Annotated in this window: 27 protein-coding genes and 1 pseudogene; 17 read left to right on the top strand and 11 right to left on the bottom strand. The window is 71.4% G+C overall.

Annotated elements, in window-relative coordinates; translation table 11 throughout:
* Positions 1-62: 62 nt before the first annotated feature.
* Complete coding sequence (locus ABZZ17_RS30640) at positions 63-737, bottom strand: hypothetical protein (protein WP_356880792.1); 675 nt, start codon at positions 735-737, stop codon at positions 63-65.
* Between the two features lie 114 nt (positions 738-851).
* Positions 852-1154: a hypothetical protein gene (locus ABZZ17_RS30635; protein WP_356880790.1), complete on the bottom strand. Its 303-nt coding sequence runs from the start codon at positions 1152-1154 to the stop codon at positions 852-854.
* 378 nt (positions 1155-1532) lie between these two features.
* Here ABZZ17_RS30635 and ABZZ17_RS30630 point away from each other — a divergent pair, with 378 nt between their 5' ends.
* The 6 genes and pseudogenes from ABZZ17_RS30630 to ABZZ17_RS30605 all read left to right on the top strand — a co-directional run bounded on the left by ABZZ17_RS30630 (position 1533) and on the right by ABZZ17_RS30605 (position 7923).
* Positions 1533-4226, top strand: coding sequence for an NACHT domain-containing protein (locus ABZZ17_RS30630; RefSeq protein WP_356880788.1), 2694 nt, complete (start codon positions 1533-1535; stop codon positions 4224-4226).
* Between the two features lie 45 nt (positions 4227-4271).
* A complete protein-coding gene (locus ABZZ17_RS30625; protein WP_356880786.1) occupies positions 4272-4541 on the top strand; it encodes an RNA polymerase subunit sigma-70 in 270 nt (89 codons plus the stop codon).
* Positions 4542-4716: 175 nt separating this feature from the next.
* Positions 4717-5016 (top strand): annotated as a pseudogene (locus ABZZ17_RS30620) (methyltransferase); the annotation flags it as partial.
* A gap of 14 nt (positions 5017-5030) precedes the next feature.
* A complete protein-coding gene (gene ctaD / locus ABZZ17_RS30615) occupies positions 5031-6764 on the top strand; it encodes a cytochrome c oxidase subunit I (RefSeq protein ID WP_356880784.1) in 1734 nt (577 codons plus the stop codon).
* Between the two features lie 131 nt (positions 6765-6895).
* Positions 6896-7285 (top strand): STAS domain-containing protein, encoded by a 390-nt coding sequence (locus ABZZ17_RS30610; RefSeq protein WP_356880782.1) that lies wholly within the window; start codon positions 6896-6898, stop codon positions 7283-7285.
* A gap of 233 nt (positions 7286-7518) precedes the next feature.
* Complete coding sequence (locus ABZZ17_RS30605; RefSeq protein WP_356880780.1) at positions 7519-7923, top strand: DUF5133 domain-containing protein; 405 nt, start codon at positions 7519-7521, stop codon at positions 7921-7923.
* A 36-nt stretch (positions 7924-7959) separates the two neighbouring features.
* On the opposite strand, the gene ABZZ17_RS30600 is transcribed toward ABZZ17_RS30605, so the two are convergent.
* The 4 genes from ABZZ17_RS30600 to ABZZ17_RS30585 form a co-directional block, all read right to left on the bottom strand.
* Positions 7960-8319 carry a hypothetical protein gene (locus ABZZ17_RS30600; protein ID WP_356880778.1) on the bottom strand — a complete coding sequence of 120 codons (360 nt, stop codon included), beginning with the start codon at positions 8317-8319 and terminating at the stop codon, positions 7960-7962.
* 185 nt (positions 8320-8504) lie between these two features.
* Complete coding sequence (locus ABZZ17_RS30595; RefSeq protein ID WP_356880776.1) at positions 8505-9149, bottom strand: dihydrofolate reductase family protein; 645 nt, start codon at positions 9147-9149, stop codon at positions 8505-8507.
* Between the two features lie 27 nt (positions 9150-9176).
* Complete coding sequence (locus tag ABZZ17_RS30590) at positions 9177-9617, bottom strand: VOC family protein (protein ID WP_356880774.1); 441 nt, start codon at positions 9615-9617, stop codon at positions 9177-9179.
* 192 nt (positions 9618-9809) lie between these two features.
* Complete coding sequence (locus tag ABZZ17_RS30585; RefSeq protein WP_356880772.1) at positions 9810-9998, bottom strand: hypothetical protein; 189 nt, start codon at positions 9996-9998, stop codon at positions 9810-9812.
* A gap of 137 nt (positions 9999-10135) precedes the next feature.
* Between ABZZ17_RS30585 and ABZZ17_RS30580 the strand changes: the two genes are divergently transcribed.
* Both ABZZ17_RS30580 and ABZZ17_RS30575 read left to right on the top strand, forming a co-directional pair.
* Positions 10136-10570, top strand: a complete 435-nt coding sequence (locus ABZZ17_RS30580) for a VOC family protein (protein ID WP_356880771.1) — start codon at positions 10136-10138, stop codon at positions 10568-10570.
* 501 nt (positions 10571-11071) lie between these two features.
* A complete protein-coding gene (locus tag ABZZ17_RS30575; protein WP_356880769.1) occupies positions 11072-11824 on the top strand; it encodes an excalibur calcium-binding domain-containing protein in 753 nt (250 codons plus the stop codon).
* Positions 11825-11937: 113 nt separating this feature from the next.
* Here the strand turns inward: ABZZ17_RS30575 and ABZZ17_RS30570 are convergent, their stop codons facing one another.
* Positions 11938-12699: an RICIN domain-containing protein gene (locus ABZZ17_RS30570; protein ID WP_356880767.1), complete on the bottom strand. Its 762-nt coding sequence runs from the start codon at positions 12697-12699 to the stop codon at positions 11938-11940.
* 182 nt (positions 12700-12881) lie between these two features.
* On the opposite strand from ABZZ17_RS30570, the gene ABZZ17_RS30565 reads away from it, so the two are divergent.
* Entirely contained in the window at positions 12882-14933 is a 2052-nt protein-coding gene (locus tag ABZZ17_RS30565; protein WP_356880765.1) for a hypothetical protein, read from the top strand.
* A 106-nt stretch (positions 14934-15039) separates the two neighbouring features.
* Here the strand turns inward: ABZZ17_RS30565 and ABZZ17_RS30560 are convergent, their stop codons facing one another.
* Positions 15040-15300, bottom strand: coding sequence for a hypothetical protein (locus ABZZ17_RS30560; RefSeq protein WP_356880763.1), 261 nt, complete (start codon positions 15298-15300; stop codon positions 15040-15042).
* A 576-nt stretch (positions 15301-15876) separates the two neighbouring features.
* On the opposite strand from ABZZ17_RS30560, the gene ABZZ17_RS30555 reads away from it, so the two are divergent.
* Positions 15877-16653: a hypothetical protein gene (locus tag ABZZ17_RS30555; protein ID WP_356880761.1), complete on the top strand. Its 777-nt coding sequence runs from the start codon at positions 15877-15879 to the stop codon at positions 16651-16653.
* 208 nt (positions 16654-16861) lie between these two features.
* On the opposite strand, the gene ABZZ17_RS30550 is transcribed toward ABZZ17_RS30555, so the two are convergent.
* Positions 16862-17407, bottom strand: a complete 546-nt coding sequence (locus ABZZ17_RS30550; RefSeq protein ID WP_356880826.1) for a nitroreductase family protein — start codon at positions 17405-17407, stop codon at positions 16862-16864.
* Between the two features lie 204 nt (positions 17408-17611).
* Here ABZZ17_RS30550 and ABZZ17_RS30545 point away from each other — a divergent pair, with 204 nt between their 5' ends.
* The 3 genes from ABZZ17_RS30545 to ABZZ17_RS30535 all read left to right on the top strand — a co-directional run bounded on the left by ABZZ17_RS30545 (position 17612) and on the right by ABZZ17_RS30535 (position 20353).
* Positions 17612-18625, top strand: coding sequence for an SPFH domain-containing protein (locus ABZZ17_RS30545; protein ID WP_356880759.1), 1014 nt, complete (start codon positions 17612-17614; stop codon positions 18623-18625).
* Complete coding sequence (locus ABZZ17_RS30540) at positions 18622-19518, top strand: hypothetical protein (RefSeq protein ID WP_356880757.1); 897 nt, start codon at positions 18622-18624, stop codon at positions 19516-19518. The genes ABZZ17_RS30545 and ABZZ17_RS30540 overlap by 4 nt, the downstream gene beginning before the upstream one ends.
* 286 nt (positions 19519-19804) lie before the next feature.
* A complete protein-coding gene (locus ABZZ17_RS30535) occupies positions 19805-20353 on the top strand; it encodes a hypothetical protein (RefSeq protein WP_356880755.1) in 549 nt (182 codons plus the stop codon).
* Positions 20354-20490: 137 nt separating this feature from the next.
* Here ABZZ17_RS30535 and ABZZ17_RS30530 read toward each other — a convergent pair whose 3' ends face one another.
* Positions 20491-20988, bottom strand: coding sequence for a hypothetical protein (locus tag ABZZ17_RS30530; protein WP_356880753.1), 498 nt, complete (start codon positions 20986-20988; stop codon positions 20491-20493).
* Positions 20989-21093: 105 nt separating this feature from the next.
* Here ABZZ17_RS30530 and ABZZ17_RS30525 point away from each other — a divergent pair, with 105 nt between their 5' ends.
* On the top strand, positions 21094-21534 hold the full coding sequence (locus ABZZ17_RS30525; protein ID WP_215140860.1) for a hypothetical protein: 441 nt from the start codon (positions 21094-21096) through the stop codon (positions 21532-21534).
* Between the two features lie 70 nt (positions 21535-21604).
* Positions 21605-21820: a DUF6243 family protein gene (locus ABZZ17_RS30520; RefSeq protein WP_356880751.1), complete on the top strand. Its 216-nt coding sequence runs from the start codon at positions 21605-21607 to the stop codon at positions 21818-21820.
* 143 nt (positions 21821-21963) lie between these two features.
* Here ABZZ17_RS30520 and ABZZ17_RS30515 read toward each other — a convergent pair whose 3' ends face one another.
* The gene (locus tag ABZZ17_RS30515; RefSeq protein ID WP_356880749.1) at positions 21964-22476 is read right to left on the bottom strand and encodes a hypothetical protein; all 513 of its coding nucleotides are present in this window, start codon (positions 22474-22476) and stop codon (positions 21964-21966) included.
* Positions 22477-22791: 315 nt separating this feature from the next.
* On the opposite strand from ABZZ17_RS30515, the gene ABZZ17_RS30510 reads away from it, so the two are divergent.
* Positions 22792-24849: a glycoside hydrolase family 15 protein gene (locus ABZZ17_RS30510; protein WP_356880747.1), complete on the top strand. Its 2058-nt coding sequence runs from the start codon at positions 22792-22794 to the stop codon at positions 24847-24849.
* Positions 24842-26269, top strand: coding sequence for an MFS transporter (locus ABZZ17_RS30505; RefSeq protein ID WP_356880745.1), 1428 nt, complete (start codon positions 24842-24844; stop codon positions 26267-26269). Before ABZZ17_RS30510 ends, ABZZ17_RS30505 begins: the two co-directional genes overlap by 8 nt.
* Positions 26270-26290: the final 21 nt, after the last annotated feature.

Below are 26290 nucleotides of genomic sequence, written 5' to 3'. Positions count from 1 at the left end.
CAAGGCGTTTTTCTTCCGCGCGCGGGGTGAATGCGAGGGCCACGCCGCGGCGATGTCCGCTGTCAGTCGGTCAGGGCCCGGCGGAAGCGTCGGTCGAGGTCTTCGGCCACCGCTTCCGGTACGGGGTCCGGGTACTGGCTGATCACGCCGCCGGTGCGCACGAGGGTGATCGTCTTGCCGGGCTCCTGAAGCGGTCCCGGCCCCAGCGGGACCGGGGCCCCTCCCGCGTCCTTGTCCCCGGCCGGCGGATCGAGCCGGCGGTAGCTGAACGTGTCGTCCCCCACCTGGTACGGCGACCGCGCCGGCTTCAGGCCGTGGCGGGTGTAGAGGTCCGCGTACCAGGCGTTGTAATGCGCACAGTCCGCGATCGCCGCCCTGATTCTCTTCATCACCCGCACCGCGTCGTCCTCGGAGAAGCTGTAGGACTTGACCACCTGCTCGTGACCGCTTCGCCCCCGGGGGACCAGAACCACCTGGACCGAGGCCTCAGGAGCACGCCCAGCCGAAGCGATGGCCACCGACACCTTGCCGCAGGGGAGGTCGGCCGACGGACGGTCGGTGTACTCCTCTTCGACAGCCGCTACTTGGTAACCGGCGACGTCCTTCCCACGCGGCAGCGCCTCCCTCATCTCGGCCATGCTCAACGCTCCTGATGAGAACGAGTCGAACACGAGACCGCCGCCGACGGCGACGGCAAAGACCGAGAACACCGTGAAGAACCGGAGATGACGGCGCATGTGCTTTTCCTCCCCCGCGGCGAAGCGCGATGACCGGCGAAGTGGCACAGCCGGCGCGCGCCCCCTGTGACCAGCCTAGGACCACGATGCCCCAAGCCCGACCGGCGCCCCCCGTCACCTCACTCCCGTGTCGCCTTCCGCGTCGGACATCGGCTCCGGCTCCGGCGCGGAGCGGTCGCGCCTGACCTCCCGCAGGTACGCGAGGGCCTGCCTCCGGGGTACCTGGCCCAGGAGACGGTCCTCGTGGTGCCCGCGGCGCGCCTCGTTGCGCGCGTTCACCAGCGCCTCGGCCCGCAGCACCAACAGCCCGGCGAACGCCAGGCCCGCGATCACCCACCAGGGGGCGCGGGTCAGTACGCCCACGGCAGCCGTCAACAGGCCGCCGAGGGAGGTCAGAAGGCGGGATGGGGAGGTCATGGAGGACTCCTCGTGCGACAGGGAGCGGACGGTGGCCCACGGACGCGCGGGATTCGGCTGATCCGCCAACAAATGCTTCGAACCTGGCGGTTGGCCGTACACGCGACGTTCCGATGGCCAAGATGAGTGCTTCGGGGTGGGCCAGGCGGCCCGGTGCCGACCGTGCGGGACGGGGCCGGCGACTCCGACGAGTACGGTTCTACGCCCGCCGCACCCCCTCCCACCAGGGACGACCGGCAGCCGTGAACGAGTGAACGCCGATGAACGGCTCGTGAACGAGGAGAACGGATGACAGCATCTGCCGGCTTCCGGCCACGGGGCCCCCAGCGCCCCGACCCGGCAGCGGCCCCGCCGGAGTTACGTCCCTGGGCCACGCTCATGAGTCGGGTCCACGACGAGCTGTACGAGGCGCTCGATCCGGCCGAACGGCCCACCGTGACGGCACTCGCCGATGCGGCCCACCTCAGCCGGTCGTACGTCTCGGAGGCCTTCTCGGGCAAGCGGCGGCCGCAGCTGATCCCGTTCCTGTCCATGGTCACCGCGCTGCGCGGGGACCCTGCCGAGTGGGAACCCCGCTGGCACCGGGCCGCGGCCGAGCAGGAGTCGGCGGCCACCGAGGAGACACCGGAACCGGTTCCGCCGCTGCCCGGCGTCGAAGACGACTCCGCGGACGACTCCGCGGACGGGCACGCGGGCGGGCATCGGCACGAGGACGGGAACGCGGAGGGGGACCGCGTACGGCGGATACCGCCCCCGGAGCCCGGGGCCGCGGAGCCGCCGCACTCCCCGGGGACCGGCACCGGCCCCGACGGGGACCTGCGTCGCTACCCGGTCCGCCGGTCCGTGCGGGCCGTCCTCGCCTGGGTCGTCCTCGTACTCACCTGGCCCCGCCGGGTCCGCCGGGACAGCGCCGCGGTACGCCTGCGCCGCCGTCTGGTCAAGCAGGTCCGCGACCGGACCGCCGTCGAGTGGGGACGCGCGGAGGCCCACCTCTACCTCCAGCCGAGGTACACGATTCTCACCGTGCGCGAGGACGCCGGCACCGGGCGCGGCCGCAGGGGGAGGCGGGCCCGCCGGGCCGAGCCGGTGGCTGCGCCGACCCCGGTGACGAACATCCGTACGCTCTTCGAGGACACCGACGACCTCGTGCTGCTCGGCCGGCCCGGCATGGGCAAGACCACCCAACTCGCCAGGCTCGCCCACCGGCTGGCCGTGGAAGCCCTGGAGGGGACCGACGAAGCGGAACCCCTCCACGTCCCCGTCTACCTGCGCCTGGACACCTACCGCGGTGAGCCGTTCGAGGAATGGCTGGTCACCGCGATGGGGCGGCAGTACACCGGGATCTCCGGGATCCTGGTGCGGACCTGGCTGAGCGAACACCGCCTGCTCCCCGTACTGGACGGCCTGGACGAGGTTCCGGAGGCGGACCGTTCCAAGTGCGTCGCGGAACTGCGACGCCTGCGCCGTATCTGCCCCGGCATGGCCGTCGGCTGCCGCACGGACGAGGCCGATCTGCGCCGCCTCGCCTTCGACCTCAGGGCCCTGCGGTACGTGGAGATCCAGCCGCCGAGCCGGCAGGACGTCCAGGAGTTCCTCACCGCCGACCGGCAGGCCCTGGCGGACGTGCACGTCGCCCTGGAGGAGGACCCGGACCTCTGGCAACTGCTCCGCTCCCCGATGATGCTCGGGTTCATCCGCGTCACGTACCGCCACAGGTCCGCCGACGACCTGCGCCGCCCGGGCAGCCCGGCCGAGCGCCGCGGCCGGATCTTCGACGCGTACGTGCGCGAGTGCCTGCTGCGCGAGCGCCCCCGGCCGGACGACTCCCCGGAGCGGACGCTGACCTGGCTGACCTGGCTCGCACGGACCCTCACCGAGCGGCAGGAACACGTGCTCTATCTGGACCGGCTCGACCTCGGCTGGCTGTCCCGCACGGAACAACTGCTCCCCAGGATCGTTCCGAACCTCGCCATGTCGGTCTGCGCGCTGGGACTGCCCGTCCTGTGGGTGGCCGCGGCCGTGCACGCCGGAGTGCTGGAGGCCAGCGTCGCCGGCGCGGCGGCGCTCGCCACCGCCATGGCGGCCACCTGCGCGGTGACGGCCTACCACTCGGAGACCCGCACCCTCAAGGCCGACGAGGCCGACGAGGCCGACGAGGCCGACGGAGCCGGGGGAGCCGGGGGAGCCGGGAGAAGGGGCGGAGGCGGCGCGGCGGACGGCCACCACGACCGCGACGACCGTGACCGGGGAGCCGTTCTGGGGCCCGTTGCCGCCACCGGCCCTCTGATGGTCGTCATGGTGTACCTCATGGTCTACGTGGGACACGTCGACCTGACGGCACCGGGACCGGTGGTGGTGGCGCTCGCGTACCTGTGGGTCACGGCCACGCAGATAGAAGGCTCCTTGACGGACGTCTTCCAGCCGGTGGAGCAGATGCGGTGGACCTGGCGGCGCAGTGAACGGATGATCTACTCCAAGGTCAAGTTCCACATCGTGCGGGGGGCGTTGGCGCTGTTCATGTGGGTCGCCATCGAGGCCCTGCTCGGTTACGTCGTCCACCTGCTGTGCCCCGAGCCGGGATGGATGGCCCCGGTCGCGGCCGCACTGCTCGGTGTCGTCTACCTCATCGGCAACCAGTTCGAGCCGTCGCTCCAGGACCGCCGCCCCCGCCCCAACGAGGGCATGCGCCGTACGGTCCGGTTCTCCGTGGCCCATGGCTTCGCCGGGCTGGCCGTGGCCGTCGTCGGCCTGATGGTGTTGGTCGGCCTGGCGACACCGGGCCACGACCTGCGCCGCGCCGCCTTCGTCGCCGCCCTGCTGGGCGTCCTGTTCGCGGTGGTGCGCGGATTCCGGTTCGGCGGCCTGGCCGTCCTGCGGCACTGGACGATCCGCGCGATCCTCGCCCACCGGGGACGCACCCCGTACCGCTACCGGCGGTTCCTGCACACGGCGGAGGAACGGGTGCTGCTCTTCCGTACCGACAGCGGGTTCTTCTTCCCGCACCGCCTGCTCCAACTGCACCTGAACACGCACGTCGAGCAACTGCTGCCGCGCATCACCCCGCGGCCGTGACGAGGGGCGGCCCTGTCCGCCCTCTCTAGGGGTATCCTTAAATCCATGAGCGAGACCTCTCCCGCCGTCGATGCCATCCGCTCCGTGATCGCGGACCTCGCGGCCGTCCCGGACCCCGCCGAGCGGGCCCGCGCCATCGGAACCGTCCTCGACGCCGTCCCCGCTCTCCAGGCCGAACTCCGCGCGACCCGGCAGGCCGCCGTCGTCGAGCTGCGTGCCACCCAGTCCCTCGCTGAGGTGGCCAAGGCCCTCGGCATCTCCGGCCCGCGCGTCTCCCAGATCGCGTCCGGCGTCAGCCGCACGTCGAAGAAGTAACGAGGTCCCGACGGGGCGGCGGGCACGGGACACCACCTTTCCGGCGTAGCCGCAATCATCGAGGATCGCCGTCTTCCAGGTCACGCTTGTCCGAGAGCGGACCGAAGAGCCGAGGCCCCCTCTCCGGCTCTCCTTCGCACGCGTTGCCCCCGCTTCTCTCGGACGGTGGACCCAGATGCCCCAGAAGACCCCTGCTTCGCTCTCGACGAACCGTGCCGCACTCACCCACCGCGTCGGCTACGCCCTGCGCCATCCCGAACGGGTCGGCCCGTATCTGCTGCGATCGGCCCGGGACGGCTGGCTGCGGCTCAAACACAGGGATCACGTGTCCTACTACCGGGCCGTGATGGCTTCCGACGCCGCCCGCAGTCCGCAGGCCGCCGTCGGCAGCCGAAGCCATGAGCGCTGGCCGGCGCTCGGCCACATGCAGTTCGAGTACCTGCTGGAGCACGGGCTGCGCGGCGACCACCGCGTCACCGCAGGTGCGGCATGGTGACGTCGACCGAACCGGTGACACCGGTCCCGGTCACGGCCCGGACCCCGGGCCGGCTGCTCGTGTCGTGGCTGACGACGACGGACCACAAGAAGATCGGCCACCTCTACCTGATCGCCTCGTTCGGCTTCTTCCTCATCGGCGGCGTCATGGCGTTGCTGCTGCGGGCCGAGCTGGCCCGGCCGGGGATGCAGATCGTCTCCAACGAGCAGTACAACCAGATCTTCACCCTGCACGGCACGATCATGCTGCTCTTCTTCGCGACGCCGACCTTCGCCGGGTTCGCCAACGCGATCATGCCGTTGCAGATCGGGGCGCCCGACGTGGCGTTCCCCCGGCTGAACATGCTGTCGTTCTGGCTGTTCCTCTTCGGTGGGCTGATCATCGTGGGGAGCCTCCTCACCCCGCAGGGCGCCGCCGACTTCGGCTGGACCGCGTACACGCCCCTCAGCAACATCCAGCGCACCCCGTCCATCGGCGGTGACATGTGGATCATGGGGCTGGCGTTGTCCGGGTTCGGCACGATCCTCGGCGCGGTCAACTTCGTCACCACGATCATCTGCATGCGCGGTCCGGGCATGACCATGTTCCGGATGCCGATCTTCACCTGGAACGTCCTGCTCACGTCGGTTCTCGTCCTGTTCGCGTTCCCCGTGCTGGCGGCCGCCCTGCTCGTGCTGGAGGCGGACCGAAAGTTCGGTGCCCACGTCTTCGACCCGTCCAACGGCGGTGCCCTGCTGTGGCAGCACCTGTTCTGGTTCTTCGGGCACCCGGAGGTCTACATCATCGCCCTGCCGTTCTTCGGCATCGTCACCGAGATCTTCCCGGTCTTCTCCCGCAAACCCCTCTTCGGCTACCTCGGCCTCGTGGGCGCCACGATCGCGATCGCGGGCTTGTCCGTCACCGTCTGGGCGCACCACATGTTCGCCACCGGGGCGGTCCTCCTGCCGTTCTTCTCGTTCATGACGTTCCTGATCGCGGTGCCCACGGGCGTGAAGTTCTTCAACTGGATCGGCACGATGTGGCAGGGCTCGATCTCGTTCGAGACGCCGATGCTGTGGTCCGTCGGATTCCTGGTCACCTTCCTGTTCGGAGGGCTGACCGGCATCATCCTGGCTTCCCCTCCGATGGACTTCCAGGTCACCGACTCCTACTTCGTGGTCGCGCACTTCCACTACGTGGTCTTCGGCACCGTCGTCTTCGCGACGTTCGCCGGCTTCTACTTCTGGTGGCCGAAGATGGCCGGCACCATGCTCGACGAGCGCCTGGGGAAGATCCACTTCTGGACCCTGTTCATCGGTTTCCACACCACCTTCCTCGTCCAGCACTGGCTCGGTGCCGAAGGCATGCCCCGCCGCTACGCCGACTACCTGAGCGCTGACGGATTCACCGCCCTGAACACCCTCTCGACCATCGGCGCGTTCCTGCTGGGCCTGTCCACCCTGCCGTTCCTCTACAACGTGTGGAAGACGGCGACGACCGCCCCCAAGGTCACCGTCGACGACCCTTGGGGATTCGGCCGCTCGCTGGAGTGGGCCACGTCCTGCCCGCCGCCCCGGCACAATTTCCTCACCCTGCCGCGCATCCGCTCCGAATGCCCGGCCTTCGACCTGCACTACCCGGAGATCACCGCACTGGACAAGGCGGGCGGTGAGGGCAAGCGCGACGCGCTCGACGATCCCGGCAACCGGGAAACCCCCGGATCCGGCAGCGGCACCCCCGGGCAGTAGCGGGAGAGCGAGGCGCCGGTTTCGTACGTACGTCCTGATTTCCGGGTGATTCTTGACGTACGTCCGCCGGGTGCCGACGATGCTGATGGAAGCCAAAGGCAGCTGGCCCCAGAGCGTGTGGGGAGGCAAACATGACCACGATGGTGCGCGACGATCACTGCGAGGCCGCGGAGGCCGCAGCGGCCCCGGAGGTCCCCGAGGCCGTAATGGCCGACGTCCTTGAGATCGGCATCACCCCCGCGATGTCGGGGCTGCCGGTCCGCGCGTGCGTGAGCGGCGAGATCGACTTCCACAACGCGGCGGCCCTGCGCGAAATCCTGCTGATCGCCCTGACCTCCCACCGCTGCACCCTCCTCGTCGACATGCGGAGCGTCACCTTCTGTGACTGCGCAGGCCTGAACGCCCTGCTGACCGCACGCCTCGCCGCCCTGCGGGCCGGCCGCAGCCTGCGCGTGACGGCCGCCAGCCGACCCGTCGAGCGGCTCTTCCGCCTCACCGCCACCCGCTCCCTGCTCACCTGAACGTGTCCGCCCGAAAGCCAGTGACCGCCATGACCGCATCGACCCCCCTGACCCCCAGGCCGTCCCTTCCCGATCTTGCCGGGCCGGTGCCGCCCGGCACCGGCCCAACCGGCAAGATCCGGAAGAGGCGGCCCGGCCGTGAAGCCGGCCCCCGCCACGCCCCCCGGGCCGTCGGCACCTCCGCCGTGCCGGTGCGGCCTGACCAGGCTGTTTCGTGGGCGGTGGGCACGCTGATGGCGACCACCCCGGCCCCGGCCCGCGAGGCCGAGCGCATCCTGTCCGCCGCTGCCGCGCGGGCCGGTCTGCCGGAGGCCGTCCTCGCCGCCGCGCTGTTCGACGCCGCACGCGGCGTACCCGTACCCGTCCGTACGGAGCGGGCCCTGCGCCAGGCCGTCCACGCCGCCCGCAGCGCGGACACCGCGCCCCGAGCCGACCGCCCGCCCCTGGTCCCGCTCCAGTCGGACGCCGAACAGGCCCTCGGCCGGTTCTTCGAAGCCCGCCTGCGCCTGACCGCCACCCCGACCGACCACGACGCACGCCGCGCCTTCGAAGACACCCTGTTCACCCTGTGCGTCCTCATGGGCCGGCCCAGCGCCCCCGCCGCGCTGCACGAAGCGGTCCAGTACGCAGAGATTTGAACGGACCACGGCCTGTGGTCGAGTCGCCCCCGGGCGTCAGGCAGGGGTGAGGTCGAAGCCGGCCGGCTGCTGCTGGAAGATCAGGCAGTCCCGCCCGGGGCGGGCACCGCTTTCGTACGGGTGGCCGGCGGGCACGTGGAAGTAGGAGCCCGCCGGGTGCTCGGTGAGCTTGCCGTGGTCCACCACGTAGTAGGTTCCGCCCAGCACGACCACGGTCAGGTCGACGCTGTGCAGCCGCGGCCCGTGTTCGGTACCGGCACGGACGCTCAGGAACGCCTCGTACGGTCCGTCGCCGAGGACGTCGCCGCGTACGTTGGCGTACTGCACCAGACCGCTCGTGCCCGGCAGTTCCTTCCACTTCAGGTTGGGGCCGGGGAACGAGATCAACATCGTCATGGAGGTGTCCTTCCTCTGCTGGAGGCGGCAGGACGCGCCCTGCCGCAGCGCGTACCGCTCACGAAGCGTGACGATCGTCAGCTTGCCACGGCGGCCCCGACGGGCAGCGGAAGGCGTGCGGACGTACGGGTTCGACGGCGCCGTGACCGGCGTCGCGCGGGGCCGTGGCCGGCCCCGAGAGCAGGTCACTTCCGCCAGAACAGGTGGTGCGTCACCCCGCTCGGGCTCGGAACGACCTCCAGGTGGAACCGGTCGAGCAGCTCGTCGGGGGACTCCCAGAGACGTACTCCTGACCCGAGCTCCATCGGTGAGACCGCCACGTGCAGGGTGTCGACGAGGTCGGCGTCGAGGAACTGCCGGATGGTCGTGGCCCCGCCGCCGAGCCGGACGTCCTTGCCCTGCGCCGCTTCCCGGGCCTGCCGGAGGACCTCGGCGGGGTCGCCGTCGACGAAGTGGAACGTGGTGTCGGACAGCGTGAAGGAAGGACGCTCGTGGTGGGTCAGGACGAACACCGGGGTGTGGAACGGAGGCTCGTCACCCCACCAGCCCTGCCACTCATGGTTGAGCCAGGGCCCGCGCTGGGGTCCGAACTTGTTGCGGCCCATGATCTCGGCGCCGATGTTGCGGGCGTAGTCCCGCGTGAAGTAGTCGTCGAGGCCCCGGCTCCCTCCGGGGTCGGTGCGCATGGGCCAGCTCGCCGTGGCGCCGGCCCAGGCGAACAGCCTCTCGGGATCGACGTGACCGAATGGCCTCTCAAGGGTCTGCTCCTCACCGGCGCCGATCCCGTCACTCGAGACGTTGAAGTTCTGGACTCTCAGCAGCTGGGCCACGTGCTCCTCCTGCGTTGTCGCTTCTTCTCAGTGCAGTTGCTCGGCCAGACCGACGATGACGCCCTCCGGGCCGCGGACGTAGCAGAGCAGATAGCTGTCCTCGAACCGGGCCATCTCCCCGAGGAGTTCGGCGCCGTGAGGGCGCAGGCGGGCCACGGTGTCCTCGATGTCGTCGACGGCGAACATGACGCGGTGCGTGCCGAGAACGTTGTGCGGCCGGTTGCGCGGCCCGGTACTGATCGCCGCGGGGCTGCGGTACTTCGACAGCTCGAGCCGGCTGTGACCGTCCGGGGTCCGGAGCATCGCGATGTCACAGTGGACGCCGTCGAGTCCGGTGCACTGGTCGGCGACGAGACCCTTGACCTCCGCCCTGCCCTCCAGCTCCATGCCGAGTTCCACGAAGTACGCGATGGCGGCGTCCATGTCCTCGACGACGATGCCGACGTTGTCCATCCGCTGAATCGCCATGCTGGCCTCTCCTTCTTCCTCGTGCGGCCGGTGGCGGCCTCCGATGCCCCTGGGACGGAGCCGGTCGCACGTTCTCGACATCCTCAGAATGGCGGGGTCCGGGGTGCCGGGGCCGAGGCTGCTGCGGCGGACGCGGCTGTGGCCCGCATCCCCCAAGGGAATGCGGGCTCCGGTGCCGTGGACCTCGTCCTGCTACCGGCGGTCGTCCAGGTCGTCCTGGATGTCGTCGAAGGACTTCTGGCCGCTCTGACGGGCTTCGTCGGCGCGCTCGCGGAGGCGGTCCTGCTCGGTGCGGCCCCGCTGGGAGGCTTCGTCCTGCTTGCCCTGGAGCTTGTCCTTGGCCTTCTGAGCCTTCTCCTGCATTTCGTCCTTGATGCCCATGAGGGTGGTACTCCTCGTTGTGTGTGGTGGGGCGATCGATCCTTGTCGAGCCTGGCACGGAGCGCGGAGGAGTGCCTGGTTGCGTTGAGCCGACCGAGTGCCCCGCCCCATCTCAGAGACCCTGTTATCGTGCGCCGATGTCCACGATCAGGCAGTTCCAAGTGACCTTCGACTGTGCGGAACCCGCGCGTCTCGCCGGCTTCTGGTGCGAGGTGCTGGGGTACGTCACACCTCCGATCCCGACGGGGTTCGCCACGTGGGAGGACTACCATCGCTCACTGCCGCCTGAGGACCAGGTGATCTACTTCGCGTGCAGCGATCCCTCGGGTGTGGGCCCGCGCCTGCTCTTCCAGCGCGTACCCGAAGGGAAGGTCGTCAAGAACCGGCTGCACCTCGACGTGCGGGTCGGCACCGGACTCGTGGGTGAGGAGCGCCTGACCACGCTCGAAGCCGAATGCGCCCGGCTGGTGGCGCTCGGCGCGGTACACGTGCGAACGATGCGTGCCGATGGCGAGAACGAGTCCTGCATCGTGATGCAGGACATCGAGGGCAACGAGTTCTGCCTCGACTGAGGATCCGCCGAGTCGGCGGGTGAAGTGATGGCTTGACGGGCCGCCTTACATGCTGAGCGGACCATCTGGCGCCCGTTCGGTGGGGAACGAGGGCTCCGGAAAGGTTGATCACGGCGGGCCCATGTGTTCAACTGCCGTTGTGTATTCATCAACTAACGTTGGGTGCACGCAGTAACGGCGCATCAAGGGGGGACTCGATGTCCATCGTCAAGCGTTCCGTCGGCCACGGCGGCACTTTCGCCACCGCGATCCCGCTCGCGGTCGCCCCCGCGCCTGCCCCGAGCTCGCTCTGACTGTCGCCGGCGCAGTGTGAGTCGGCCCCTGACGGGCGGTCCGCTCTTCTGCTGGGCGTTGGGTCCGTGAGGCGAGTCCCGTTGGGGGCTGAGCGGGGCGGCCCGTGCGCGAGCTGCCGCCGGCCTCGCCACGCACCGGACCTGCGTCGACGTCGTGATCAAAAATGGTTGCAGTCTCAACATCTGTCACACCGTCACCAGGAGAACCGTGTATTCGCCGCCTGCTCAACACGCCCCCTACCCCCAGCAGCCCGTCCGGCGCTGGTGGCAGCGCACGGCAGTGATCGTCACCGCGCTCGTGCTGCTGCCCCCGCTCGGAATCGCGCTGGCCTGGATGACCCGGTGGACGCAGGGCAAGAAGATCGTCGCCACCGTGCTCTCGGGGCTCTGGTTCCTGATCGTGCTGTTCTCCGGCGGCGGCGACGACAAGGCTGCCGACGACTCCAAGGCCGGGGCGGCCAGCGCCGCGACGGCCTCGCCGGGTTCCTCCGCCGCCGCTCCGGGCAAGGCCGCGGCGCAGAGCGCGGCTCCCGCGCTGCCCACCGTGGTCTCGATGCCGTTCGATCAGGCCGAGAAGGCCCTCAAGGGCGCCGGGGTGGCCAAGGTCAGCGCGCTGAGCGTCTACACCGATGTGCCGCTCGCCTCGTACCACCGCGACTGGGGCGTCTGCTTCCAGAGCCCCGAAGCCGGAGCGGCGCCCGCCGACGCCACCCTCCACCTCGTCGCTCCCGGCAGCACCTGCCCGGCAGCCACCGGCACCCGCCTCCACGCCGAGGCGACGCGGGCCCCGGCCACGCCCAAGGCGGAGACGGGGACCTCCGGTACCGGCGGGGGCGGAAGCGTCTCCTACAAGAACTGCGACGCAGCCAAGGCGGCCGGTGCGGCGCCCATCCGCAAGGGACAGCCCGGCTACCGGTCCGCCCTCGACAAGGACGGCGACGGCATCGCCTGCGACAAGTAGTCCCGACCTTCGTGCGGCCCTCACGACCTGCCGGACCGGTGGCACGGACCCGCCTCCGTACGGACCGGGTACCGGGGGCCGTACGGAGGCGGGGCGGGTGGTGGCGCGGGGGATCAGGTGCCCAGCGGGGCGCCGCGCCACTGCTGGTTGGTGTGCTGCGGGGCGCAGTCCCAGATGCCGAGGCGGGTTCCGTTGCCGGTGGCCCAGCCGAGGGCGTCCAGGCACTTGCCCGAGTGGACGCTGCGCAGCAAGCCGTCCGGCAGCAGCTCCCACTTCTGGTTCAGGCCCTGGTGGCAGGTGTTGAGCCCGATGTGGGACCCGTTCTCCGTCTTGGCGTACTGGACGTCCATGCAGCGGCCGAGGGCGCGCACGGTGCCGTCGCTCTCCAGCCGCCAGGCCTGGGCATCGGTTCCGTTGCACTGGTACAGCTGGATCGGGGCACCGTCCTTGAGGCTGCCGCCCTTGACGTCGACGCACTTGCCCGAGTGGACGCCGGTGATCTGGCCCGAGCCCGGCGGAGGCGGCACGCTGCAGTAGATCTCCACGAGCACCTGGTAGTAGCCGTTGCCGCCGATCGGATTGGCGGCCGGGCCGGCCGAGCGGGCGCAACGCGAGGTCTGGTAGCCCTCGTTCACGGCGGCCGCGTAGGCGGTGTTCCAGGCGGCATCGACGGCGATGTTGTACGGGCCGTAGCCGGTGCCGAGGAAGTACTTGGGGGCGGTGGGCGCCAATGCGGCGGCCGGGGCGGCGGTGGTGCGCGCGGGGGTGACCGCGGTGGCACTCGCGGTGCTGCTCGCCGCGGCGGGCGCGGTGAGCAGGGTGGTCGCGGCGAGGAGGGCGGTGGCCGTGGTCGACAGCCATCGAACCAGCTTCACTCCGGGCTCCATTCGGGTAGGTGGTGGCCGTGCAGGAACGTGCGCCGCCGGGGCCCCGCGGTCATTGCGACCCTAGCCGCGGGCCGCTGTCGCGGAGTCTCACGGTGGTATCAACTCAAGCCAAGGTTCGGCCGGTTGACCGCTGACCCGGTCGGCCGCCGGATGGGTATCGTCCGGGGACCGTGAAGATCCCCCCGGGCCTCGGCGCCCTGTCAGCCGCCCTCGCCTCGCACTCCGTGGTCAACCTCTGCGGCCCCCTCGGCAGCGGAAAGAGCACACTGGCCGGCCGGCTGACCGTGGCCGCCCGCGTCGACCTGTGCGGGCTGCCGGCCCCCGCCGCCGCGGAGCGGGTACGGGGGCTGCTCGCCCGGGCCGCGGAGGGGGACGGGGCACTTGGGGACGGAGTACTGCTGGTCGACAGCGTGGACGGCCCCGGCCAGGCCGAGGCCGTGACCGCGGCCCTGGCGGAGCCCCGCCCCTTGGACGCTCCGGGGCCCCCGGCTCTGCTGGGCGCCGGGGGGTTCGTAGGGACCTCGGGGCGGCGGAGCCGGGCATCGGGGGCGCCGTCGGTGCTGGTGGTGAGCCGACGGCCGCTGCGGGGGCTGCCCGGCTGGGCGGACCGGTACGCGCCGTCCCTCGTACCGCTGCGGCCGTGGCCGGCCGAGGACGTCGAGGACCTCGTCAGGGCGGCCGGTCTGGAGGACGAGGAGACGGTGGCGCTGGCGGTGCGCCTCGCGGGCGGGCACCCGCTGCCGGCCGTCCTGGCCGCCCGGGAACTCCTCGCCGGAACCCCCGCCGACGCGCCCGGCGCCGTCGCCGACGCGGTGGCCGAGGAGGTGCTCGGGCTCCTCGACCGAGAGCGGCCGCGGCCCGGCGGCCGGGACCGGCACGCGCTGCGGCTGCTGGCCACCGTGGGCGCCGGGGACGAGCGGCTGCTCACCGCGGGGCCGGAGGTGTTCTCCGCGCTGGCCGCGTTGAGCGTGGTCCGGCGCGGGCCGCTCGGACTGGCGGTGCGCGAACCGTACCGGTCGCTGTTCGAACTGGCCTACGCCTGGCGCAGGCCGCAAGCCCACCGGGACGTCCGGACGCGCGCGGCCGGGTACCGGCAGACGCTGCTCACCGAACGCCGGGACCCGCGCGATCAGGCCCGGATCGTGGAGCAGGGGCTGTTCCTGTCCGGCGAACCCGCCCTGCGGCGTTCACTGTTCCCGCCCGTCGAGGACGATGCGCTGATCCGGCCCGCCCGCTCCGGCGACGCCGAGGACATCGGACGGCTGATGCGCCGCTGGGCGGTCCGCAACGGCTTCGACCCACGGCGTTCGGAGCGGGTCACGGAGGGCTGGCTGGCGTCGGCCCCCGCCGCGTTCCACCTGGCCCGGGACCGCGACGGGGCGGCCGTGGCGCTGGCCGCCCTCGTACCCGTCGGCCCGGACACCGCCGACGGCATCGAACCGCTGCTCCAGCAGCACGCACCCGGCCTCCTCGCACCCCGGCCGGCGGCCGACGAGGATGCCGGCGAGGGTGGCGGCCCCGGCGGCGGACCGTCGGCCGGGGGCGGGGCCGGGCTGTTCCTGGGGGCGGCGTACGGTGCGGACGCGGGCGCGCACGCGCAGATGCTGCGCCACATCCTGGTGCAGGCGACCCTCGCCGGGCACCTCCTCGTCTCCACGGCGAGCCCGGACTACCAGAGCCTGCTGCACGCGCTGAGCTTCCGCCGGCACGGCGGCATCCGGGACGACGTGTACCGGTGCGGGCGCCGCCCGGAGGTCTACAGCCAGGAGTTCACCGCCACCGGCCTCGCCGGGTGGATCCGCCGCGTCGGCACCGGCCCTGGCGTTCCCCCCGGGACCGTACCCCCGACCGGGGCAGGGCTCGCGGCCCTGACGGGCCGGGACCTGCCGGCCCTGGTCGGCCGGGCCCTGGCCGGGCTCCGGGACCCGGGCGGCCTCGCCGGGAACCCCCTGCTGGCCCTGCCGGATCTGTCGTCCCCGCCCCGGCTGCGCGCCTGGCTGACCGACCGCGTGGCAGCCCTCGCCGCCTCCTCGGCCTCCACCGACAGGGAGGCGGGCGCCATCCTGGCCGCGTACTACCTGGGCCGGTCGCGCACCCACCACCAGATCGCCCACGGCCTGCACCTGAGCCGCGCCACCTACTTCCGCCGGCTCCGCCGCGGCCTGACCCTCCTGGCCGCCCAACTCCCGCCGAGCCCGTGGCCACCGGGCGGCCACCGGTGAGCGGCGGACTGCCCGTGTCCGACGGCTTGGCCGGCGCGAACACCTTGGGCCGGCCACCCATGGGCTTCGGATGCAGCGAGTCGAAGCCCTGGAAGCAGACGCTGTGTCACCCGGCGCGGCGCCGGAACTCCTCAAGCCATCGCCGTACTTGTTCGTCGTCGTGCAGGTACGGCTCCCCGGGCCCCGGTCGCAGATCGATGCCGTAGAGAAGACCCAGTGCCCACCAAGACAGTTCGTCCCAGTCGAGCGTGTCGTCGACGACCCACCGCCCGGCCCATCGGTCAGCCGCTTCACGGCTCATGTGCCCCTCGGTCAAGGCGACGAAGCACGCCTCGATCTCGTCCAGGTTCGGCTGCCCACCACTCATGGGCGTCACCGTACCGGGGAGGGGATCGGAGTGGGGGACCAATCCGGGTATAGGCCATTTTTATGGGGTCATGGAGGAATGTGATCTACCGGGCTATACGGGGGATTGTGAGGCTTACAGGACTGCACCCGCGGATGTGAAGGATCGACAGCTCCTGTGAATCTGAAACGTATGACTGTTCTCGCCGCTGCCTCTGTAGTCGGCCCCACGGCTTTGATGGCGGGTTCGGCGACGGCGGATGAGGTTCGCCGTCCGGCGGTCTCCGTCCCGGACCTTCCCGTCGGCGCCGCTCCGGCTCCCGGGGAGAGCGCCCCGGTCGAGGTAGAGGTCGAGGCCGGGGATGGGGATGAGGTTGAGGTTGAGGTGCCTGCGACGGAACCACGGCCGACTCGCCCCGCGATCGGTGAACCGGCCGTCGGCGGGATTCCGGTCGGTCAACTCGTGGCTGGCACGCCCCCAGTCGGGGCGCCGGTGGCCGAGACGACCGAGAGGGCTGAGCCGTCGGCGGGCCTGCCCGCCCCGGGCGATGCCCCGGGCAGGGTGAACGATCCGTCACAGGCTCCTGCCGCTCGGGCGGTGGACGGCCTGACCGCCCACACGGAAGGGGTCCCGGAGTCCTTCGTGGCGGGGGGAGGGTGGGGCGGGTTCTCCGTCGTCGTCACCAACGCGTCAGGACAGCCCCGGGGAGGACACGACATCCAGCTGACCCTCAACGTGGTCGACGAAGGGGATCTGATCCCGGGACGGGATGTCCGCGCCCAGTTCTTCGCGGGCGGTGTGTGGCGGGAAGCCCCCCTCGTCAGCGATCCCGACCTCGGGGACCTCGACATGGTGCTGCCCGGCGCGCTCTTCGATTTCCCGGCGGCCCGGACCGATGTGCCGGTCCGCCTCGCGTTCACGGACAAGGCCCCGCTCATCAACTTCTTCGTCACCGCCACCATGATCGGCGACCACAGCCTGTCGGAGTGGACGGCCTCCAAGATCGTCGCACCTGAAGGCGGCGAGGAACCGGGCGGTGAGGAGCCGGGCGGTGAGGAGCCGGGCGGTGAAGAACCCGGAGTCGAGGAACCGGGAGCCGAGCGACCCGGCGGTGAGACAGGTGACGGCCAGGAGAGCGGCGGCGTTGGTGCCCCCGACCCAGGGGCGGTTCCTCCTGGTGCCGGGACCGGTGGCGGAGGTATGCCGATGGGCGGTCAGTCGGGTGACAGGACAGGTGGACGGCTCGCGGAGACCGGCGCGGACGCCGCTGCGACCTGGACCCTCGGCGCGGCGGGAACAGCGCTCGCACTGGGTTCGTCGCTGATCGTCGGCGTCACCCGGTCTCGTCCCAAGGGCAACAGGGCAGCCTCATAGGTGACGACGGCAGTGGTGGGCCTGCCTTCCGGGGAGCCCGCAGGGCCCGGCGCCCGCTTTCGGCGGCGACCAGGTCCCACCGGTCCGTCGCCGACCGGGCGGGCGCCGACCAGGCCGTCGCCGTCGTCACCGCTGATCCGTCTGCGGCTCGGTCCGAGGGTAGGCCGTGCGCGCCTCCATCCTGAGGTCTGCCGTACCGCTTCGCGTTCTATGACGGTGTGGACCACGGAGCCGAGCGGAGTTCGGCAGTGCTGCGCCGTGCCCGTACGGCTGGAGGGGCGTCGGAGGACTTGCCCAAGGCGATCATGGAAACGATCGCCCAGCCCGGATCCGGGTCGAGTTCCTTGGTGAGGGCCTCGAGGTCGAAGGCGCGGAACTGGTGGGACGACAGTCCCATCGCCTGTGCCTGGATGGTCAGGTGGGCCACGGCCTGACCGAGGTCGTAGTCGGCGAACTCGGAGTAGAGGGTTTCCGAGCTGTCGGAGTACCGGCGGGTGAACGTGACGATCAGTAGGCTCGCGTCCATGGCCCACCGGGCGGAGCTGGCCGCAAGGCGGGGCACCACGCGCTCGTACTCCGGCTCTCCGGGCCTGACCGGCAGGAACCCCCACGGCTGGGAGTTCCCGGCGGAGGGCGCCCACCTGGCCGCTTCGAGCAACAGATCAAGGGTACGGTCGTCGACTCCGGCCGACGGGTCGAACGTGTACGGGCTGAATCGGCCGGCCAGTAGCGGGTGGACCCCACCGGGCCTCATAAGATCATCGGTCATTTGTGCTGCCAACAGCCCGTCGCCCCGGTTCATTCCGGTCGGCGCCACGTGCACGGCATCGTCCCGGCCACGGCGACCGGCCCGCCCGCCGGCGACGCCGCCCCGAAAGACCCCTTTCCCCTTTTCGTCCTCTTGACGATATGGGCATGGCTGATTATCGTCGCATTGACGAAATCGAGGGAGTAAGCCATGGCCGACATCACCCGGCGCTTCGGCTGGCGCCATCTGCGCTCAGCGCCCACCACCCACATCCGCCACCACAAGCGCGGCCGACTCGTCCACGACGGGCGGGGGCTCAGCTTCTGGTACCGGTCGCTGTCGGCCGCGCTGTCCGAAGTGCCGGTCGACGACCGGGAACTGGCCATGGCGTTCCACGCCCGCACGTCGGACTTCCAGGACGTCGCCGTGCAGGCCACCGTCACCTACCGGATCAGCGATCCGGCCGAGGCCGCGGACCGGCTCGACTTCTCCGTCGACCCGGACACCGGAAGCTGGCGCGGCGCGCCCTTGGAGCAGATCGCCACGCTCCTCACCGAGACCGCGCAGCAGCACACGCTCGACGTACTGGCCCGGACTCCGCTGGCCGTGGCCCTGGTGGACGGAGTCGCCTCGGTACGGGAGCGGGTCGCCACCGGTCTCGCCGCCGAGCCCAGGCTTCCGGCCACGGGCATCGAGGTGGTGGCCGTACGGGTCGTGGCGATCCGCCCCGAGGCCGAGGTCGAGCGCGCCCTGCGCACCCCGGCCCGCGAGCAGATCCAGCAGGAAGCGGACCGGGCCACCTACGAGCGGCGGGCCGTCGCCGTCGAGCGTGAACGCGCCATCGCCGAGAACGAGCTGGCCAGCCAGATCGAACTGGCGCGACGCGAGGAAGAGTTGATCGACCAGCGCGGCACCAACGCCCGCCGCGAAGCCGAGGAGAAGGCGGCGGCGGACGGCGTACGGACCGAGACCGAGGCGGCCCGCAAGGTCCGCCTGGCCCGCGCGGACGCCGAGGCGGCGCGCGAGACGGGCGCGGCGCGCGCCGAGGTCCAGGCGGCCTGGCTCCGCGTGCACGACGAAGCCGGCCCGGGCACGCTGCACGCCCTGGCGGCGACCCGGCTGGCGGAGAACCTGCCGAGGATCGAGAGCATCACGCTCTCTCCTGACGTGCTCACCGGGCTCCTCACCAGGCTCGGACGTCCGGAAGGCGGCTCGGGCGAGTGAGTCTGGCCCCGCGGGCCGTGGTCGTGCACCGCAGGACCGAGTACGAGGAACTGCTCGCCCGGCACGGGACGCACGGGCAGGCCGCGTTCTTCCTTTCCAGCCGGGGCCGGTCGATCGACGAGGTGGTCCGCCGCCACGACCGCACGCGTCAGGCGCTGCGGGAGGTGGCGGCGGCGGTACCGCTCACCTGGCGCAGTTCCCGGGTGGAACGGGCCGACCTCGACCGCTTCCTGTTCGCCCCGGAGGACGTGGTGGTCGTGGTCGGCCAGGACGGCCTGGTCGCCAACACCGCGAAGTACCTGCACGGACAGCCGGTGGTGGGCATCGACACCGACCCCGGGCGCAACCCGGGCGTCCTGGTCCGTCACCGCTGCGCCGACGCGGCCGCGCTCCTGCGTGCGGCGACCGCCGGCGGCCGGGCGGAGGAGCTGACCATGGTCGAGGCCGTCGCCGACGACACCCAGCGTCTCGTCGCGCTGAACGAGATCTACCTGGGCTCGCCCGGTCACCAGACGGCCCGCTACCGCCTGGGCTCCGAGGGCGAGGAGGGCCCGGGCGAGGCCCAGGCGTCCTCCGGGGTGCTGGTCGGCACCGGCACGGGCGCCACCGGCTGGCTGCGTTCCCTCTGGCTGGAACGCGGCAGCCTGGAGGGGCTGCCCGCACCCTGTGACCGGCGGCTCCTGTGGTTCGTACGCGAGGCCTGGCCGTCCCCCACGACCGGAACGACGAGGGTCGCCGGTGAGCTGGGGCGGGGGCAGGGACTGCGGCTGACCGTGGAGTCGGACCGGATCGTGGTCTTCGGCGACGGGATGGAGGGCGACGCCCTGGCACTGACCTGGGGCCAGAGCGTACGGCTGGGCATCGCGGAGACATCGCTCCACCTGGTGACGTGAGCGCCCTGCCCGACCGGTTCCGGCCCTTTCCGTAGGCGACGGTCCGGAAGGCGTGGCTTCGAACAGTTCGCGCCGGTTATCCGGCTTCTGCTCCGGGCTCCGGCCGATGACCGCCCAACGTGTCACGGCAGGTCATGAAGCAGGCAGGGCGAGGCGCATCACCCACCGGCCCGCAGCAACACATGGCGCATACACCGACCCTGGCCGAATGTGCCCCTGGCTCATGCGGAACGGAGCGGGAAGCATCCACCGTGTTGGTAGAACCTCCACGAGACCGGAGTGACCCATGTTTGCTCGTACGTCACGTATCGCCATCGCAGCAGCTACCACCATCCTGGCCCTGGGTACGGGCGCCGCCACCGCGAACGCGGCGCCCGCCCCGAGGAACTGCGTGCTCAACATCGATTCAGGCAGCATGCGGTGCTACGGCACCTTCCAGGAGGCGATCACCGCCTCCACTCACGGACGGATCACCGACGCGCCGCTGTCGGCGAAGCACATCGACCAGAAGCTGGCCGACCGTCTCAAGGCCTCCGCCGACACCGCCGGGGCGCAGGACGCGCAGCTCGGCGTCGTCTACACGGACTCGAACTACGGTGGCTCCGCCCTGGTCTTGACGGGCGGCAGCGGTTGCCAGAGCGGCAACGGCCGCGACGCCCAGATCAACCTCGAAGGCACCTGGAACAACTCCGTCAGCTCGCTGACCACGCTGTCCTGCTGGCTGGAGTTGTGGGACGCCCCCAACACCTCCGGTATCCAACAGGAGTACCAGCAGTCGACCTCGTACGTTGGGGACGCGATGAACGACCGGGCGAGTTCGGTCGCCCTGCTCTGAGGACACCATCACGCAGCGGCGCCCAGCTCCCGCGCATCGCGGGAGCGGGGCGCCGCTGCGCACGTACTGGGCCCGTGCAAGTCACCCGCACCACCTGGCGGCTCACCCGGGACTGGGTCCCACCGTCGCGGCCGTGATCAGGGCTGGTTCGCGATCCGTCGGCCGAGCTGTTCGAGGAATTCCTGCAAGCTGGCCGCGGCGAGCTCGAAGTCGTCGAACCAGGACGCCGTGGTGGACTTCCAGACCCGTCCACTGTCTCCGATCGCGAACAGGTGGCCCCCGCCGTCGCCGGCGAAGACCAGCGCGATCCATTCGCCGGCGATCGGAGCGGGACCGTACGCGCGGAAGTCCTCCGCGGTCTTCGCGGGCGAGTGGACGAAGTACCCGCTGTCGACATCGGGCAGGGAAGCCTCGCTGATCACCCAGTAGAGCGTGGTCAGGTCGGAGGGGATCGGCGTCAGGTCCACCAGCGCGTCCGTCGCCCGGTGGCTGTCGTCGGTGGCGAGCGTCACGGAGTTCTGGCCGGGTGGAAAGCCGTGCGCCGGGAGGAAGGACCGCATCAGCTCCGTCAGCGCCGCATCGGCCTGCTCCCACCAGGACCGGACCCACTCCGCGTCAAGCCGTTCACCTGCCACGATCCCCCCTCACCGACACGTGTGACCCGCCCGCGCGGGTCCGCAAGACCCTACGCGATCACACCCTGGTACGCGGGTGGCGGCCGGGCGGGTAACTTTGCTCGGATGAGTCTCCTTGATGATGTAGCAGAGCGTGACGGCTGGCGGTGCTGGGTGTGTGACGAGCCGGTCGATCCCGACGAGTCGGTGAACGACCCGCGGGGGCCCAGCGTCGACAGCCGGACCGCCGACCGGAAGGCCAAGGTCGCCGAGCGGCTCGCACACCGCGGGTGCAACACCCGCAAGGGTGCGGTCAAGGTGGTCATCGCCTGGCCGGAGCGCCTGTACGTCGTCGAACCCGCGCCGCTGATCGCCGTTGCCGAGAGGCTGGAGCGCAAGGGGGGCCGCGAGATGGTGGGCCGTTGTCCGACCAGGAAGGACGCCCAAGAGGCGGCGGATTGGCTGGTGGACCGCTTCTCCCGACTGGTACCGGGCATGCCGGTGACCGCCGACATCCAGGCCGGCGGCGGCCAGTTCCTCGTCATCCTGGCCACCGGCCGCCGCTGACCGGAGACCACCCGCGGACACGCGCGCCGATGAACCCTTGGATCACTTCGCATCATTACCGGGAGAACCCGTGACCGACAGCAAGAACATCAACAACCCCGTGGGCCAGGGCGGCGGCCAGCGCAAGAAGCTGTCCCGCGCCGAACGGCAGAACAACGGTCCGCACCGCAACCGCGACCGCCAGGGTGCGGCCGACCAGAAGGCGGAGCTGGTGCGCAAGATGCGCGAGAAGGCGCGCGCGGCCGAGGAGGCCGCGCAGGCGAGCGAGGACACCGCGCAGAGCTGACGCACCGCCGCCGCAGAGCGGCGCCGCACGGGGCAGGGCCCGGACCGCGATGCACGGTACGGGCCCTGCCGCCGTACCCGGGGCTTCGCCGGGCGCGGCCGGTCCCCGCCAGGCCTGCGGGCGCGTGTACACGAACTGCCCCTTCAGGGGCGGGCGGTCCGGCGCGCGCGGATGCCGGTGTGGAGGGCCCAGGCCGTCAGGAGTGCACAGGCGACGACGGCCGCGAACCGTACGGCGGTCCAGGTGCCGGTGGCGACGGCTCCGTCGAGTTCGGGGTCCCCGGGCAGGCGCAGGTTCATGTCGATCATCGCGATCAACGGGACGATCAGGCGGAAGGCGAGTCCGCGCAGATGCGGCCGGCGCGCCAGGGTTCCGGCCCACCCCAGGAGCGGGCCGAAGACGCAGGCCGCCACCCACCACGCCAGCGCGTGCCCGATGAAGCCGGCCCAGTCGACGGGCAACGACTCCACCTGCCGGCTCCCCGCCGCCATGTCGAAGACCCGGAACTCGCCCTGCCCCAGCTTCACCAGGTAGTAGGCGGCCACCGCCACCATCAGCGCGGCCGGAGCCAACCACACCGCCCGCTTCCACGACCGGCACACCAGCCCGATCGCGAACGCGAAAGCCGCCCAGGACCACCCCGCGCTCGCCACCAAGTGCAGAACGTGCCCCGCCGCTCCGCCGACAGCCTCCCTCCCGCCGTCCCCCCTCGGCCGCGTCAAGGCCGGGCCCAAGGCCCCCAGAACAGCCCCCGCCACCAGAGCGAGGGGGACCGCCACACGCGCACGCGTCCACGTCGTATCCATAGCCGGAGATCCTCGACCAGCCCGCCCCGCACCACCACCCCTTTCCGGCCCCGCGCCAGCGGTCCTCTCCTCGGCCTCCGCGCGGCGAGCGCGGCAGGGTGCGCGGCGGTCGCCCCGGGTGGTCACCGCGTGGCATCCGGCCATTGCCGGACATTTGCGGGCAGAATGCGCCTGCGGGCATGGCGGGCCGGGTTCGGTGCGGGCGTAGTAGGAGGCACATCTCGCCGGAGGTGTGATCGGGCGGCCGGATCGGCGGCCCCCGTCCCGGGGCGGCGGGACGTACTCGGGTCCGGATCTCCACGTCCGGATGCTTCCCGAGGACACGCCCCGGTGTTCCCGTCCTGTCGGACGCCGCCACGGCTCCAACGACGACGGGAGATCCTCATGAGCGCCTACCCGGCGATCGCCGACCACGGAATGGTCGGTGACCTCCAGACGGCCGCGCTGGTGTCCTCGGACGGGACGATCGACTGGTGGTGCACGCCCCGGTTCGATTCCCCCAGCGTGTTCGCCTCGCTGCTCGACAGCGAACGCGGGGGTTACTGCCGGCTGGCCGCGCACCTCCCCGGCGGGCAGGAGCCGGTGGTCCGCCAGCTCTACCTCTCCGATACCGCGGTCCTGGTCACCCGCTTCATGGCGCTGGGCGGCGTCGGCGAGGTCGCCGACTTCATGACCCCCCTGACCGGCGGCCCGACGGACCGGCACCGCCTGGTGAGGGTGGTGAGGGTGGTGCGCGGCAGCATGGACTTCCGCCTGACCTGCAGGCCGCGGTTCGACTACGGGCGAGCCCCGCACACCCTGGAGCGGACCGGCGAGGCGGCCGCGGTCTTCCACGGCCCCGGCACCGACCTGCACCTACAGGTCGCCGGCCCCTTCGTGCTCCACCCCGACGACGACGACCTCACCGCCCGCTGCACCCTCACCGCGGGGCAGACCGCCGCCGTGGTCCTGACCTCCGACGCGAGCGGCGCCGCCGCCCCGGCCGAGCTGGCGGCCGAGGAGATCCGGGCGGAACTGGAAGCGTGCCGGACGTTCTGGCACGGCTGGCTGCGCTCCTCCACCTACCGCGGCCGGTGGCGCGACATCGTCAACCGCTCCGCGATCACCCTCAAGCTGCTCACCTACGCCCCCACCGGCGCTCCGATCGCCGCCGCCACCATGGGGCTGCCCGAACAGATCGGCGGCGAGCGCAACTGGGACTACCGCTACACGTGGGTCCGTGACTCCTCCCTGGCCGTCAGGGCCCTGTCCGACCTCGGCTTCACCAAGGAAGCCGCGGCCTTCCGCCGCTGGATGCGCGAGCGCCTGGAGGCCGGCGGCACCGCCTCGGGCGAGCCCCTCCAGATCATGTACCGCATCGACGGGAACCCCCATCTGACCGAGGAGATCCTGGACCACCTGGAGGGCTACGAGGGCTCGGCCCCCGTACGGGCGGGCAACGCGGCCGCCGACCAGATCCAGCTCGACATCTACGGCGAGGCCGCCGACGCCCTGTCCCAGGCCGGGGAGATGGGCGGAATCCGCGGCTGGAAGACGTTCGCCGACGTGCTGGACTGGCTCACCGACCACTGGGACCGGCCCGACGAGGGAATCTGGGAGACCCGCGGCGGGCAGCAGGAATTCACCTACAGCCGCCTCATGACCTGGGTCGCCTTCGACCGCGGCATCAAACTCGCGACCCTCCATTCCCGGCCCGCCGACACCACCCGCTGGGCGCAGGCGCGCGACGCCGTGTTCCGGCAGATCGTCGAACGCGGCTGGAACGAGCAGCGGCAGGCCTTCGTCCAGCACTACGCCACGGACGTCCTGGACGCCTCCCTGCTGCTGATGCCCCGCGTCGGATTCCTCTCTCCCACGGACCCGGCCTGGCTGAGCACCCTGGACGCCATGGACCAGGAGCTCGTCAGCGACAGCCTCGTCTACCGGTACAACCCCGAGGCCTCCCCGGACGGACTGCGCGGCTCCGAAGGCACCTTCAACCTCTGCAGCTTCCTCTACGTCGAGGCACTGGCCCGCTCGGGCCGCCTCCAGCAGGCCCACTACGCCTTCGACAAGATGCTGACCTACGCCAACCACGTCGGCCTGTTCGCCGAGGAGATCGGCCCGTCCGGCGAGCAGATGGGCAACTTCCCCCAGGCGTTCACGCACCTCGCCCTGGTGGCCGCGGCCATCGCCCTCGACGAGCAGCTCGACAAGGCGGAACGCGGCGGCGCCGATGGCTGACCCCGCCCCGGCCACACCCGCCGCCCTGCGGCGGGTCATCGCCCCCCTCGCCCTCGCCCAGTTCATCTGCAGCTTCGCCGGCTCCAACATGAACGTGATGATCAACGACATCAGCGAGGACCTCGACACGACCGTGCAGGGCGTCCAGGTGGCCATCACCATCTTCCTGCTGGTGATGGCCGCCCTGATGATCCCCGGCGGCAAACTGACCGACCGCTACGGCCGCAAACGGTGCCTGCTCACCGGCCTCGTCGTCTACGGCGTCGGCGCGCTGATCAGCGCCGCCGCACCGGGCCTCGGCGTCCTCATCCTGGGCAACTCGATCCTCGAAGGCGTCGGCACGGCCCTGCTCATCCCGCCCGTCTACATCCTCACCACGCTGCTCTTCACGGACATGACCTCACGCGCCCGCGCATTCGGCACGATCATGGCGCTCGGAGGCATCGGCGCCGCGGCCGGCCCGCTGATCGGCGGACTCATCACCTCCGCGATCGGCTGGCGGGCCGCCTTCGTGTTCCAGGCCCTCGTGATCGTCGTCATCATCGTCCTCAGCCGCCACATCGAGGACCCCCTCCCGCCGGACCCGACCCGCCCGTTCGACACCGTCGGCACCGTCCTGTCCGCCGTCGGTCTCGTCCTGGTCGTCACCGGCATCCTGGCCGCCGACGACAACGGCTGGCTGATGCTCGCGCTCCTGGCCCTCGGCGCGCTCTTCCTGTTCGCCTTCTTCCGCTGGGTCCGCGCCAGAGAACGGGCAGGCAAGGAACCACTGCTCTCCACGAGCCTGTTCCGCAGCCGCACCTCCAACCTCGGACTCGTCACCCAGAACACCCAGTGGCTGCTCCTGATGGGGGTGTCCTTCTCCGTGGCCTCCTACCTACAGGTCGTCCGCGGCTACGACGCGATCCAGACCGGAGTGATCTTCACGGCGGCCACCCTCGGCATCCTCGTGTCCTCCCTCGCAGCCGAACGCCTCGCCAAGCGCCATGCCCAGCGCACCCTCATCCTCACGGGATTCGTCACCACCATCGCCGGCATCATCGTCCTGACCGTCGTGGTCGGCGCTTCCCCCAACCCCTGGGCGTTCGCGCCCGGACTGCTCCTCATCGGCCTCGGGCTGGGCGTGATGCTCACCCCGTCGGTCAACATCGTCCAGTCGAGCTTCGCCGAGGACCAGCAGGGCGAGATCTCGGGCCTGTCCCGCAGCGTGTCCAACCTCGGCTCCTCCCTCGGCACGGCGATCGCGGGCACCATCCTCGTCGCCGGCCTCACCAGCCACGCGTACGCCGCCGCGATGATCACCCTGGCAGCCGTCGGCCTCATCGGCCTCACCGCCGCCGTGCTCCTCCCTCACCGCCCGCCTCACACCCCCGCCCCGACCGGCCGACAGGGCGCACCCGACCCAGTCGGCGAACGCTGAACACACGCTGCGCCCGCCCGG

The sequence above is a fragment of the Streptomyces sp. NPDC006512 genome (genome assembly GCF_040611935.1).
GTDB lineage: Bacteria > Actinomycetota > Actinomycetes > Streptomycetales > Streptomycetaceae > Streptomyces.
This window is presented reverse-complemented; position numbering and strand designations above follow the sequence as displayed.